Origin of the sequence: Cohaesibacter marisflavi (genome assembly GCF_963665895.2) — a bacterium.
GTDB classification, from domain to species: Bacteria; Pseudomonadota; Alphaproteobacteria; order Rhizobiales; family Cohaesibacteraceae; genus Cohaesibacter; species Cohaesibacter marisflavi.
The window spans coordinates 2451296-2463901 of the sequence record NZ_OY762534.1; the positions used below are offsets into that span (position 1 = coordinate 2451296).

The 12606-nt window shown below is 52.9% G+C and carries 11 protein-coding genes; 7 read left to right on the forward strand and 4 right to left on the reverse strand.

Annotation, left to right across the window (positions count from 1 at the left end):
- Positions 1-18 precede the first annotated feature (18 nt).
- Together ACKPCT_RS12195 and ACKPCT_RS12200 are read left to right on the forward strand one after the other, a co-directional pair.
- The gene (locus ACKPCT_RS12195; protein WP_319569326.1) at positions 19-2871 is read left to right on the forward strand and encodes an EAL domain-containing protein; all 2853 of its coding nucleotides are present in this window, start codon (positions 19-21) and stop codon (positions 2869-2871) included.
- 277 nt (positions 2872-3148) lie between these two features.
- Positions 3149-4846 carry a methyl-accepting chemotaxis protein gene (locus tag ACKPCT_RS12200; protein WP_090071024.1) on the forward strand — a complete coding sequence of 566 codons (1698 nt, stop codon included), beginning with the start codon at positions 3149-3151 and terminating at the stop codon, positions 4844-4846.
- A 162-nt stretch (positions 4847-5008) separates the two neighbouring features.
- On the opposite strand, the gene ACKPCT_RS12205 is transcribed toward ACKPCT_RS12200, so the two are convergent.
- The gene (locus ACKPCT_RS12205) at positions 5009-6598 is read right to left on the reverse strand and encodes an MFS transporter (RefSeq protein WP_319569327.1); all 1590 of its coding nucleotides are present in this window, start codon (positions 6596-6598) and stop codon (positions 5009-5011) included.
- A gap of 480 nt (positions 6599-7078) precedes the next feature.
- Between ACKPCT_RS12205 and ACKPCT_RS12210 the strand changes: the two genes are divergently transcribed.
- From ACKPCT_RS12210 to ACKPCT_RS12220, 3 genes are all read left to right on the forward strand, one after another.
- Positions 7079-7771, forward strand: a complete 693-nt coding sequence (locus tag ACKPCT_RS12210; protein ID WP_319569328.1) for an SOS response-associated peptidase — start codon at positions 7079-7081, stop codon at positions 7769-7771.
- Between the two features lie 215 nt (positions 7772-7986).
- Positions 7987-8481 carry a DUF992 domain-containing protein gene (locus tag ACKPCT_RS12215; protein ID WP_319569329.1) on the forward strand — a complete coding sequence of 165 codons (495 nt, stop codon included), beginning with the start codon at positions 7987-7989 and terminating at the stop codon, positions 8479-8481.
- 133 nt (positions 8482-8614) lie between these two features.
- The gene (locus ACKPCT_RS12220; RefSeq protein WP_319569330.1) at positions 8615-8809 is read left to right on the forward strand and encodes a PLD nuclease N-terminal domain-containing protein; all 195 of its coding nucleotides are present in this window, start codon (positions 8615-8617) and stop codon (positions 8807-8809) included.
- On the opposite strand, the gene ACKPCT_RS12225 is transcribed toward ACKPCT_RS12220, so the two are convergent.
- Positions 8750-10456: a CHASE domain-containing protein gene (locus ACKPCT_RS12225; protein ID WP_175527997.1), complete on the reverse strand. Its 1707-nt coding sequence runs from the start codon at positions 10454-10456 to the stop codon at positions 8750-8752. The genes ACKPCT_RS12220 and ACKPCT_RS12225 overlap by 60 nt on opposite strands.
- A gap of 308 nt (positions 10457-10764) precedes the next feature.
- On the opposite strand from ACKPCT_RS12225, the gene ACKPCT_RS12230 reads away from it, so the two are divergent.
- Positions 10765-10962 carry a CsbD family protein gene (locus ACKPCT_RS12230; protein WP_090071034.1) on the forward strand — a complete coding sequence of 66 codons (198 nt, stop codon included), beginning with the start codon at positions 10765-10767 and terminating at the stop codon, positions 10960-10962.
- Between the two features lie 230 nt (positions 10963-11192).
- On the opposite strand, the gene ACKPCT_RS12235 is transcribed toward ACKPCT_RS12230, so the two are convergent.
- Together ACKPCT_RS12235 and ACKPCT_RS12240 are read right to left on the reverse strand one after the other, a co-directional pair.
- Positions 11193-11357, reverse strand: coding sequence for a DUF1328 domain-containing protein (locus ACKPCT_RS12235; protein ID WP_090071035.1), 165 nt, complete (start codon positions 11355-11357; stop codon positions 11193-11195).
- A gap of 76 nt (positions 11358-11433) precedes the next feature.
- Positions 11434-12216 (reverse strand): response regulator, encoded by a 783-nt coding sequence (locus ACKPCT_RS12240; RefSeq protein WP_090071037.1) that lies wholly within the window; start codon positions 12214-12216, stop codon positions 11434-11436.
- 163 nt (positions 12217-12379) lie between these two features.
- Between ACKPCT_RS12240 and ACKPCT_RS12245 the strand changes: the two genes are divergently transcribed.
- Entirely contained in the window at positions 12380-12601 is a 222-nt protein-coding gene (locus ACKPCT_RS12245; RefSeq protein WP_090071039.1) for a NepR family anti-sigma factor, read from the forward strand.
- Positions 12602-12606: the final 5 nt, after the last annotated feature.

The following is a 12606-nucleotide window of genomic DNA, read 5'->3' on the forward strand; positions in this document are numbered from 1 at the left end:
TAGGCGATGAGACATCTTGTGAAGAAGAACCAATTTATTGCATTGATTGCGGGCATTGTCGCCCTGACTTTGCTGGATGAAGTGTTGCTGGCCCGTTTTTTAGAAATGGAGGAATTTGAAAACGGGAACGTGCTGTTCAAGGGGATTTCACAATTTCTCTTTCTTCTCCTGATCGCGTTCGCAGGCCTTTTGTATTTCGGTTACAAAGAGCGCGAGAAGCAAACAGAAGCTTTGGCCAAGGAACGCGACAAGTCACGCAAGCTCGCTTCCAGGCTGGCGTCTCACAAGCTGGGTATTGATGCGCATGCCATCGTGTCGATTGCGGACCCAGAGGGCCGCATAGTCTATGCCAACGACAGATTCTGCGAAGTTTCTGGCTATACACGTGAGGAACTGATCGGCAAAGATCACCATATCCTCAACTCGGGCTATCACGACCGGTCCTTCTTCAGAGGCATTTACGAGGCCATTGAAAAGGGGGAAACCTGGACTGGTGAAATCTGTAATAAATCCAAGGACGGCACGATCTACTGGATTTCGACCACCATCGTGCCAATCATGGATGCCCAAGGCAAGCTGGAAGAGATCATATCGATCCGCACAGACATTACAGAGATCAAGAATAATGAAGCCGCGCTCAAGAGCAGCAGCGACCTTTTGAACTCGACCTTTGACAATTTCCCTGGCGGCATCAGCGTCTTCAATGAGGATCGGCAACTCATTCTGGCCAACAAGGCCTTCTATGATCTCTTGGAGATCACCCCCAAAGAATTTCCCGTCGGCAGTAACTATGCCGACATATTGCGCCGGAATATCGAATTCGGCGTCTACGGGGATATCGACGGGGACGCGCTGATAAAAGAGCGTCTGCGGTTGATTGATACCAAACACCCATTCCAGTTGAGCAGAAAGACGCCGAATGGGCGAATTATCGAGATCCGCTGCTGGCCTCTGGAAGGGGGCGGTGTGGTTGCTGCCCATTATGACGCAACCGAACGACAGCAAATGCTCGAAGATCTGGAGCAACAAAGAAACGAGGCCAAAGCCAACGCAGCCCAGCTTCAAGCCGCTCAGGAGGAGCAGGACAAGGCCCACAAGCGTCTGATCAACTCCATCAACTCGATGCGCAATGGATTTGTCCTTTGGGATTCAGATGCTCGGCTGGTTATCGCCAACGAGGCCTTCCGCAGCTATCACAAGGAGCTTGCCCATCTCATCCATAAGGGAATGTCAGCGCGCGATCTTCTCGAAGCAGGGCACGAAATCAATTTCTGGAAATGGAACGAGGAGCTTCCCAGCAACTGGCTCGATATTTTCATGGAGCGCTTCAAGTCGACGAAAAATTTCGAAGACTCCTTCGAGACGACCGACGGGCGCTATCTCGTGATGCAAAGTTCGAAGCTACCAAACGGTGACATCATTTCCAACTTTACCGATGTCACCAACAATCGCCTGCGCGAAGCAGAGCTGGTGCGCGCGCGGGACGCGCTGACCCACATCGCCTATTTCGATGCCCTCACGGCACTTCCAAACCGCGCCCACGGGCAGCAGGATCTCGAAGCGCTGTTCATGAACAAGCAGAAGGATACGCGTTTTGCAGTCATCCAGATTGATCTGGACAAATTCAAGCGCGTCAACGACACGCTGGGCCATATTTCAGGAGATCATCTACTCAAGGAAATAGGCTCACGTCTGGCCTTCCTTGCATCCAAGGTTCCCAATTTCCAGCCCTATCGCTGGGGAGGCGATGAATTTGTCGCTATTGTCAAGGACGTCACCAACCATCAGCTCGAGAGCCTGTGTCAGGAACTGACCGATCTGATTGCCATTCCGGTTCCTTATGAAAATGCGACCCTGTGGCCGACAGTCAGCCTCGGTGTCGCCATTTATCCAGATGATGCAACAGACCTTTCTGCCTTGATGATGTATGCGGATCTAGCCCTCTACAAGACCAAGGAAATGGGGCGCGATGGCTATCAGTTCTTCTCCTCGGAAATGAAAGAGCGTCTGGATAGCGAAGCCTCCATCGAGGCCGATGTGCGCGACGCCCTCAAGCTTGACCAGTTCGAGTTGCATTTCCAGCCGCAGATCAGCACGCTGGACGAGAGCATTACCGGAATCGAGGCGCTGGTGCGCTGGAACCATCCCAAACGGGGCCAACTGCCACCGGGCCTGTTCATGGATATCGTCGAAAGCAACGGCATGGCAGCCGCCCTTGGCAACGCAATTTTCGAAAAAGCCATGTGGTCCGTTCGCCAATGGGTGGACGAAGGCCTGGAATTCGGACGCCTTTCGGTCAACCTGTCCCCTGCCCATCTCAAGCGCCAGACACTGGTAGAAGACTTCTGCCAAAGCATGGAAAAATATGACATCAACCCGGACCTTCTGGCAGTTGAGCTGCTGGAAGGGGTGCTACTGGATGATCAATATACGAATATCAACGAGCTATTCGAAACCCTGTCGGCGCGCGGCGTTCATGTGGAGCTGGATGATTTCGGCACGGGCTACGCCTCCCTCTCCCATCTTTCCAATTTGCCGGTAGATGGCATCAAGATTGATCGGTCTTTCGTCAACAATATCGTGGTTAACAAGAAGCAAAAGGCAATCGTGGGCGTGGTCATGTCCATGTCCAAGCTCATGCAGCTGCGCGTGGTGTGCGAAGGCATCGAGACACATCAGCAGCTTTCGACGGTCTCCCAGATCGCCAATTGCTCGGTACAAGGTTATCTGGTTTCGCGTCCGCTCAGCTTTGAGGATATGACAAGCTGGATCAGGGCAAGACGTAATATCGGTCTCTTGAGCCCTTCAGGGCCGCGCCAGATCCGAAAGGGCCACTCGAGCCTTGTTTCTTCGGATATTCTTGATCGATAGCAATTTTTCGGATGCAACCAGATAAACCATCAAGAAAAGACAATTCTTTTTTAGGTTGCAAAATCAATCACATCACTCGCAATGATACATGAATGCGCCAAATTTATTGTGATAAATACTTATGTTTTGTGTTTTAATTCTATTATTACGAAACATTATTTAGAATAATTCTCGCTTCTTGTTATCAACATATTTGAAATTCTTAATCTATTAAGACTTAATTAGGCGGCTTACCCGAATATTACCCTTAACCAGACAATATTCCGGACCCTCAATTATGAAAATATCCAAGCTCCCCCTCTCCTGGAAAATAGCAGCACCGACTATTACCGTTTTCATCTTTATGCTGGCCCTCTCCGCAGTCAGCCTTTCCAACCTGAAAAGTTCCATGCGCGCAGAGCGCGTGAACAGCCTTAAAGACATTACCCACGCCGCACAAACCATTGCCAATTCCTTCTATGCACTAGAAAAAAGCGGCGAGCTTTCTCGCGAAGAAGCACAGGAACGCACCAAGGCTGCCATCGACGCCATGCGCTATGATGATGGCTCGGGCTATATCTTCGTCTATCAGTATGACGGCACCAATCTTGTTCTTCCCAACAAGAAGCTGGTGGGTAAAAACTTGATGGACATGAAGGATGCTGACGGTAAATTTCTTGTCCGCAATCTGATCGACATCGCCAAGAAAGGCGGCGGTGAATATGCTTATTACTGGCCAAAGCCAGGCAGCGAAAAAGCCTATGAAAAGCTGAGCTGGGCTGAAGGCATCCCTGAATGGCAGTGGATGCTGGGCACTGGCGTTTATATTGATGACATGAATGCCGCTTTCCTCAGTCAGGCCATGATCGTGGGATTGGCAACGCTTATCGCTTTGATCCTCGCTGGCGCAGCCTCCTATGTGGTCATTCGCTCCATCAACAAGCCAATTACCGGTCTGGTGGACAATATGCGCTCACTGGCAGATGGCAACTCGTCCATCACTGTTGGCGATCAGGACCGCTCGGATGAAATCGGCCAGATGGCTCAGGCCATGCAAGTGTTTGTCGACAACGAAAACAGCCGCAAGGCCCTTATGGCGGAACATGAAAGGAACCAGAGCGAAGCGCTCAAACGCGGTACGAATGTTCAGCAGCTTTGCCGCGCCTTTGATGAAGAGGTTGCGCGGATGCTCTCCACCGTTGGCGATGCAGCCAAAGGCTTGCAAGATGCTTCGCACATGATGAACCAGGATGCCCAGAGCACCTCGGCCCAGAGCGAACAGGTATCCAGCGCATCGGCACAGGCTTCCAGCAATGTGGAGGCAGTTGCCTCTGCTGCTGAAGAACTCGCAGCATCTGTCAGCGAAGTGGCCCGTCAGGTTCAGACCTCCAATGACATGGCGTTGAAAGCCTCCTCTGAAGCCAACAGCACCAATGATCGGGTTGAGCGCCTGGCTCAGGCTGCCAAGCAGATTTCCGAAGTGGTCACGCTCATCCAGGCCATTGCCGAGCAGACCAACCTTCTGGCCCTCAACGCAACCATTGAGGCTGCACGGGCCGGAGAAGCGGGCCGTGGCTTCGCCGTGGTGGCTGCGGAAGTCAAGGAACTGGCCAACCAGACCAGCAAGGCAACCGAAGAAATCGACAAGCAGATTTCCGAGATCCAGCAAGAAACGGATCTTGCCGTAAATGCCATCTCCGAGATTTCGCAAACCATCGAAAGCCTGAGTTCGGTTTCTAGCCAGATTGCCGCCGCAGTTGAAGAACAGCGCGCAGCAACGGAAGAAATCGCAACCAACGTCACTCAGGCATCTCGCGTGACCCATGAAGTCTCCACCAGCATCGGCAACGTGACGCAGACGGCAGACAAGACCCGAGAGACCTCTGCGGTTGTTCACGACTCCTCGCTGAAACTGCAGCAGGAAGCAGATCATCTCAGAACCCGTGTCAACGGCTTCCTTGATGATGTGCGCAAGGAATCAGCGGCTGCAGCCTGATGCGACGGCTTAAATGAAGGGTCGCCAGCCCCTCGCCTACAGCCCGCCAAGAGAAACAAAAAGCCCGGACAGGCCACTGTCCGGGCTTTTTGTTTGGAGCATGGTGATGAGCAACCAGAAAGACACCAGACGTCTTTCCCCGCAAACCGTTAGACCGTAAGACTAGCGTTTGCTTTCCTCGTCGTTTGCGACTGCAGCAGATTCATCGTCAGAAGAGGCGGCCTCAGGAGTATCCGCTTCGGCATCATCGGCCCCGCTCTTAGAGCGCTCACCTTCATGAGCCTCTTCCACTTCCTCTTCATCATCATCGCCTTCAATGGCTGTCTTGTCCTGCGGAACACCGTCACCTTCCTTGATAGCGATGGCTACAGCTTCATCCACCTCGACTTCAGGCAACTTTCTGGGTTCCAGAGCCGCATCCTCGGGCAGCTCCCCTTCGGGGATTTCGCCACCATTGACCTCGGCGTCGGGATCTTCTTCCTCAGTGGGCTCCCACTCGTCTGGCACAACAACATAGCGGTCTTCTTCGCTGAAGACTTCTGGCGAGACCACACCAAGGACGGCAGCCGTCGCGGCAAGGTCGAAGTCCTCTTTCTGTGCTTCGCGGACAGGATCTTTCTGACGAATACGGATCACCAGATAAACAGACAGGATGGCAAGAAGCACTGTGGGGAAGAGGAACAATACGTCCGGCCCATAAAACTGCATCAATATTGATGTAACCGACGGGCCAATGGCCGAGCCCAAACCGTAGGAAACGAGCAGACCCGCGGCCATGCGCACATAGCCGCTTTCCTTGGCATTGTCATAGCCATGGGCAGCAGCCAGCGAATAGGCAGGTTGGGTGAGTGCCCCGATAACCGCGCCCACGATCAGGAAGAGATAGAAGGGCACATCATGCAACATGGTGATGGCAACGGAAGCAACGCCCCCCAGAATGCTGATGGTCAAAAGAACGACGCGTCGGTCCATCCTGTCCGAAAATCGGCCCAGAGGCCACTGGCTGATGATCCCGCCAAGGCCAAGCATGGCCGCAAAGACAGGGGCCTGCGTCAGTGGATTATAGCCCTTTTCAACCGCATAAATTGGCGCAAATGTCAGATGCGAGCCAAGCACCACGCCAATCATGAATGCAGAGATAATCGCCGCCTGCGAGGTCTTGAACACACGGCGCAAATCCAGCTTGACGATAGCAATAGGTGCAGGTTGAGCAGCCTTGGTCATGGCCACAGGCATCACAGCCACCGAAATGATAATGGAGGCGATGGCGAACAAATAGAAACTTTCCGGCTGCGCCAATGTCACCATCAACTGCCCCACCGTAAAGGCGGCATAGTTCACGATAATGTAGGCGGACATGACCAGTCCGCGGTTTTCGTTATCGGCAAATTCATTGAGCCAACTCTCAATGATCAGATAGAGGCCGGACACGCAGAAACCGGTGATAAAACGAAACAACACCCAGGCATAGGCGTCTGTCACCAAGGGGTGCAACAATGCAGCCGCAGACATGGACGAGACCATCACGGCAAAGCCGCGAATATGACCGGCGCGCACCACAACATGCGGCGTGATGATGCCGCCCAAGACGAAGCCGGCAAAGTAGGCCGACGCAGCAAAACCAATCAGCAAGTCACTGAATTGATAAGCGCGCGAGGCGAGAGGAATGAGGGTGCTCTGCAAGCCGTGGCCCAGCAGCAGCAGGGTAACGGAAATCAGCAGTGAGGCGATCGGTGCAAATATCTTGGCCATGACAACCATCCTGATAGCGGGTCCGCAAGATTTGCTTGGAAATCAAAAGTCGGATCTAAAGTGTTTTACATGGAGATCGCGAGTGCCCTGGCTTGGCAATCAGGGGACTCTTGAAGCCTTGGTTCGCCTCTATTCGCTCACAGCTCTGCGTTGGAAACAGACATTGGAACGATCGGCGTCAGCGCGGTCAGCCATGATGGAATTCGTTTGTCGATGCAAGGAAAAAAACGCGCGTTTCATCGGGAAATCCGCGCCATTGCAAAAAGGTCACGCTCATGTCGTTCTTCGCCTCTCTCTCCATTCCATACTCAAATTCCCTTATAGATTATAACTATAACAATTGTGCATTCTCAACCCTTGAGCTTGCCCCGGGTCTAACGCTAAGTTGGCGACAGGAATCCCCCTTGAAAGGGGCAGGCAAGCCGCTGCGCAGGGCAAGGAACCACCCCGCCCAGCAGCATGGATGACAGGGTGAAAACGATGTGCGGACGGTTTATCCTTCAGGGCTCATGGGCGGATATCCATGAAATGTATAATCTCATTCGTCCCGAAGACCGGCAACGCAATGTGCCTGCCCGCTACAATATCGCCCCAACCCAGTCTGTGCTCTATGTTGGCGAGCCGAACGGCGAACGGCGGCTTATGGAGGGACGGTGGTGGCTTGTGCCCCATTGGGCCAAAGAACTGCAAAACAGATATCCCATGTTCAACGCCCGCTCGGAAGAGGCTCACAACAAACCGTCCTTTCGGGATGCCTACAAGACGGGGCGATGCCTCATACCGGCTGATGGCTATTATGAATGGACAACAAGCAAGGCAGACGGCAAGAAAGATCCCCATCTCTTGCATCTCCCCGATTTCGAGCCCTTCGCCTTTGCCGGTCTGTCGGCCTATAACCCGTTCCTAGATCTTTACAGCTGCACCATCCTCACGGCCCCAGCCGTGGATGAGATCAGAGCCATCCATCCGCGCATGCCCGTCATCCTCAAGCCTTCAGTGTTTGATGCATGGCTCAGCGCGGGCACATCCGTGGATGAGGCCAGTTCGCTTCTCTCCGAGCACAGGGATAGCGAGTTGATCTCCTATCAGGTAGATCGCGCAGTGGGTAGCAGTCGCGCCTCTGGTTGCCAGCTTATGGAACCAGCCGACACACACCCCAAGACGCTGTTCTAGCTTCTGTTTTTCAATAACCGCACAGACGAAATCCACCAGCTTTTGCAACAGGCAAGCAGGCGGCTCCGCATGGCCTTGTCGATTTGGTTTTGTAAAAGTTGGGAACAATTCGGACTCTGTCGACGTTGACTTGCCGAACCGGGTAGAGAGCAAACAACAACAATAAAAGCTTCTCTACCCTCGCCGATATTGCAAGGAATCTGGAGATTGATCCTATGACCCGTTTTATGAAATATCTTTTCATGGCAACCCTCCCCGCGCTGGCTCTCAGTGCACCAGCTGCTGCTGACACCATTGATCGTGTCGAGATTGGTCAGCTTGATTGTGCGGTGAAAGGCGGGGAAGGATTTGTTTTCAAATCTACCAAGGATCTCTCCTGCACCTTCAAATCTGCTGAGGCTGGCGTGCCAGACGAAGCCTATTTTGGCGCGATCAACAAATTCGGACTGGATATCGGCACCACTGATCATGGCGTAATTTCATGGCTGGTCATGGCGCCGACCACGGACGACTATCGCCCTGGCGCTCTTGCAGGTGATTATGCAGGCGTAAGTGCTCAGGCAACCGTTGGCGCCGGTGTTGGCGGGAACCTGCTTGTGGGTGGCTCTGACGAGACCATTGCCCTGCAACCGCTTAGCGTTTCCGCCCAGACAGGGTTGAACTTCGCGCTGGCTGTTAGCGAACTACAATTGCGGTCGCTGGCTGACTGATCCGGCGAGCGCCCCTTGCCCGACCGTCCCCCGCGCGGTTGGGCATTTTCGGGGGCATTGATTTGACCGCGCATACAGGGGCCAAACACACAGCAGCAGGCCCTCCCGACTAGACGATACTCAGGAGTTTATTATGTTTACGGGTTATGGCCTTGTTGGCCTTATCATTCTTATTCTCGATATTTATGCCGTGATCAAGGTCATTGGCAGCCACGAAAGCACGGGGGCCAAACTGCTCTGGATTCTCGGCATTATCATCTTCCCGTTGCTAGGCCTTATTGTCTGGTTCTTTGCCGGCCCCGGCGGTCGCAGCAGCGCCCGCCTTTGACTTCGCCTTCGAGCGCCCGTTCTCAGGCAATGGCACTGTAATCTCCACGGTCAGGCCGTGCGTTTCGAACCGACGTTCGATAGTGCCGCGCAACTCACCCCGGATATTGGCATCGATCAGCTTGGTGCCAAATCCCTTATGCTCAGGAGCTGCAAGCACATTCTCGCTGCGTTCCTTCCAGGCAAGATGCAGATTTCTCACCTTCCCCTTCTGCTCAAGAGACCATGTCACACTGAGGGCGGCATTATCCTTGGCAACGTCGCTATATTTAAGTGCATTGGTTGCCAGTTCATGGAAGGTCAGCGCAAAAGCCTGCACCGTGGTTTCATCCAGCTCCACCTTCGGCCCCGAAATCGTGCCGCCGAACTGGTCTTCACCTAGCACCTGCCTCAACTCCTTTGAGAGCAGATCAGACAAATCAGCTCGCTGCCAATGGGAGCGCGTCAGAGCATCCTGCGCGTTGGCCATGGCCTGCAAGCGTGCCGTCAGACTCTCGGAATAGTCTTCAATCGTCTCGGAGTGGTGAGCCGTCTGCCGCGCCATTGCCAGAATGCGCGCGATGGAATTCTTGATCCGGTGCTTCATTTCCTGCAAAAGCAGATCTTTCTCTATCAGGTTCTTTTCTGACAGCTTCTGCATGGTCTTGGCTGTGCGAACAGCGCGCAGCTGGGAATGGGTGATCCATGCCAACATCGCGGCCAGAAGGAAAAACGCGGTAAAGGACACGTAAGGGGCTGCAGTTTGCAGGGTCCAGGCGGTTTTGTTCTTGACCCGTATATCCAGCACCCATTTGCGTCCTGCAACTTCCATAACACGGGTCACCCGCGAGCCAAATTGCTCCACATCATCATAAAGCGCAGACTTGAAGAGAGGGCGGCTCTTGTCGTCCAGATCACGCGCCTGCAACACCACGGGCAGGGTCGGTTTCTGAGAAAGTGCCGTAATGAAGAGATCCCCGGCCCTGAAGGGAGCATAAACCAGCCCTCTGGTTGGCTTTCTGCCCACCGAAGGATGGAGCCCTTCATAAGCGCCGGGCATATCGGTGTCTTCATATCGTGAATAAACAAGAAAACCAGCCTGCTTGATCGCGGTGATCTCCTGCACCAGTTCCACTGGCCCGGAGGCAACCATGTCTCCCGTTTCATAGGCCTTCTGGATTGCGGCGCGGCGCACAGGCTCTGAATACATATCGTAGCCAATGGCTGCGTGGTTCCTGTCCGTCAAGGGTTCGAGCAGCGTGATCGCGGCGCGTTCGGCCTGATCCGTCTCCGGCCAGACCTTGGCATCCGCCCCATAATCTCTCTTCAGAATAGCACCGAGAGCGTCATCCTCACTGGGAGAAATGGCTTCAGCAAAGCCGATGCCCTGAAGACCGGGATAATTGTCCTCAAGATCGAAACCGGCGATAATCTTGTCAAACTGTGTATGCCGTATGCGATTGGGCGTTGCCGCAAAGAAAGCATTGGTCGCCCTGAGCAACGCAAAATGCTGTGACAGACGCAGGGATACGCGGTCGACGACCTGTCCGGCCAGATCTTCCGCTCGCCTTTCCGTTGCCAGTTCCGCGTTGTTATAGAGCATCAGTGATGCACCAGTGCCAATGATCATGACTGTTGAAAAGACAATCGGAGCGATAAGTCGGTGCATACACATACCATAGTGAGTTTGAATGTTCTGAAGAACGGAATAGCGCCCTTTCAAGGCAACTTTTTGATTATAGGAAGCTTACAAAAATTTGGCAGCAGAAAAACACTTCATCCCCGAAAACAATACAGGCCAAACAAAAACCTATTAATTATGTCTTCTGAGGAAAAATTTACCTGTCGCAAAGGCTGCGCCAAGATCCGATTTCTATCTGAATCTCCTCCATTTTTCGGAACGTTCTCTGCCCCCACACGTTGATTAGGTGAGGATCGCAAAGCGATCTTACGACGAATCAAATCAGGAGAGACGCTATGAACTGGAATCAGATTGAAGGCAATTGGGAACAGGTTAAAGGCAATGCGCAGGCACAGTGGGGCCGCTTGACCAATGACGATGTTGATGTGATCGCAGGCAACCGGAAAGCTTTGGCAGGCAAGCTGCAGGAGCTGTATGGCAAGCAGGAAGAGGAAGTGGAACGTGAAATCGACGAATGGATTGCGCGTCACTGATCGCACTGACCTACCCCTATCGGGATAAAGCGGAGCCTTAGCGGGCTCCGTTTTTTTATGTCTTTTCCGGAGGCCTCCAGACTTGAACAGGCTCATTCGTGCAGACTTTGATAAGGCGTTCCTTTGGCGGAACAGTGCCACTCGTGACCAACAGTGCCACTTGGCAAAAAGAAAAGCGACCCCGCTCTGGCAGGACCGCTTTTTTTGAGAGATGTGTTGGCCTGTCGTCTCTATCGACCGCGTACCAGGTGCATCAACAGGGAGATGACGAGGAATGCCAAGAAGAGGAAGAACAAGATCTGAGCGATCCCGGCCGACGCTCCAGCAATACCACCGAACCCAAGTACACCAGCAACAATTGCGACAATAAAGAACACCAAAGCATAATAAAGCATGTCATTTCTCCTTTGCACTACACAACTAAAACGATTCATGCCAAAGGTTTGTTCCATGCTCTATTAGCATTTTTTCTTATGATGTCCTTTCAAAGAACAGAGCCTGACTGATCAATGCCTTGACCATGTCTTCGTTGAATGGCTTGGTAACAAGGAAGGTCGGCTCGGGGCGTTCGCCCGTCAGCAGACGTTCCGGGAAAGCGGTGATGAAGATCACGGGAATATCGCTATCCTTGAGAATGTCGTTGACCGCATCAATCCCCGAAGACCCATCAGCCAACTGGATGTCTGCCAGCACCATTTTGGGCTTGTCACTGTTGTAAAGCTCGATCGCCTCGTCATAGGTCCGCGCAATGCCTGTAACCCGATGCCCTAGACTCTCGACCATTTGCTCGATGTCCATCGCAATCAGAGGTTCGTCCTCAATGATCATGATGTCGGTCGCCACCTGCTTGGAAATGAGCTCTGATGCTTCATTGAGCAGCTCTGGCACAGTCCCTTCTTCCACACCCAGAACGACAGCGATGTCTTCAGAAGTGAATTCTTCGACAGATGCCAGCAAGAAGGCCTGACGCGGAGCCGGTGGCACATTCTGCAGGTTTGTCTGTGCGCGGCTCTCCCATCCGTAAGGGGATTTGGCGGGCGGAACTTCCACATTGGCTCTTCGATAGAGATCAGAGAACAGCTTATAGAGCGAAACGCGATCACTGCTGGCTTTCGGGAAAACGGAAACGTCAGCAATCAACGCTTCCAGAGTGGCGGCCACAAAGGCATCACCAGATGTTTGAGATCCTGTCACAGCGCGTGCGTAGCGACGAAGATAGGGAAGATGCGCGGCAACACGAGTAGAAAGCGTCATCTATAATCCTCTCCTTGATAGTATCGATCGTAAAATCGAGAATGTAGTATATCGATACAATCCGCCAGCAAAAAAAAAGTTCCAACTTTGCGGAACTTTTTTGAAAATGGGGCGTTTTTGTAGCAAGACCGAGACAATTCCTTGGCCTCTAAAGGTGTTCTAAATGATAAATGATGAAAAAAAATCGGGCATTCTGAGCGCGTCCGACATGTTGGGGGGAGCCGTTCAGCCAAATGAAGAGTTGGATCCGAACGGCGCCATCGCCCAAAAGCTAAAGGCGCTATATACTCAAACCGAACAGCAAGCCATTCCGGATCGTTTTCTGGATTTGCTCGAGCAGCTGGACGAAGCCGAACGTGCTGCCAACAGCCTTGGTGAGAGGTAAACGCT

Bases quoted from the DNA above. Each gene is read 5' to 3' on its own strand.
- ACKPCT_RS12200 (WP_090071024.1), top strand. From the start codon at position 3,149: ATGAAAATATCCAAGCTCCCCCTCTCCTGGAAAATAGCAGCACCGACT.
- ACKPCT_RS12205 (WP_319569327.1), bottom strand. From the start codon at position 6,598: ATGGCCAAGATATTTGCACCGATCGCCTCACTGCTGATTTCCGTTACC.
- ACKPCT_RS12210 (WP_319569328.1), top strand. From the start codon at position 7,079: ATGTGCGGACGGTTTATCCTTCAGGGCTCATGGGCGGATATCCATGAA.
- ACKPCT_RS12215 (WP_319569329.1), top strand. From the start codon at position 7,987: ATGACCCGTTTTATGAAATATCTTTTCATGGCAACCCTCCCCGCGCTG.
- ACKPCT_RS12220 (WP_319569330.1), top strand. From the start codon at position 8,615: ATGTTTACGGGTTATGGCCTTGTTGGCCTTATCATTCTTATTCTCGAT.
- ACKPCT_RS12225 (WP_175527997.1), bottom strand. From the start codon at position 10,456: ATGCACCGACTTATCGCTCCGATTGTCTTTTCAACAGTCATGATCATT.
- ACKPCT_RS12230 (WP_090071034.1), top strand. From the start codon at position 10,765: ATGAACTGGAATCAGATTGAAGGCAATTGGGAACAGGTTAAAGGCAAT.
- ACKPCT_RS12235 (WP_090071035.1), bottom strand. From the start codon at position 11,357: ATGCTTTATTATGCTTTGGTGTTCTTTATTGTCGCAATTGTTGCTGGT.
- ACKPCT_RS12240 (WP_090071037.1), bottom strand. From the start codon at position 12,216: ATGACGCTTTCTACTCGTGTTGCCGCGCATCTTCCCTATCTTCGTCGC.
- ACKPCT_RS12245 (WP_090071039.1), top strand. From the start codon at position 12,380: ATGATAAATGATGAAAAAAAATCGGGCATTCTGAGCGCGTCCGACATG.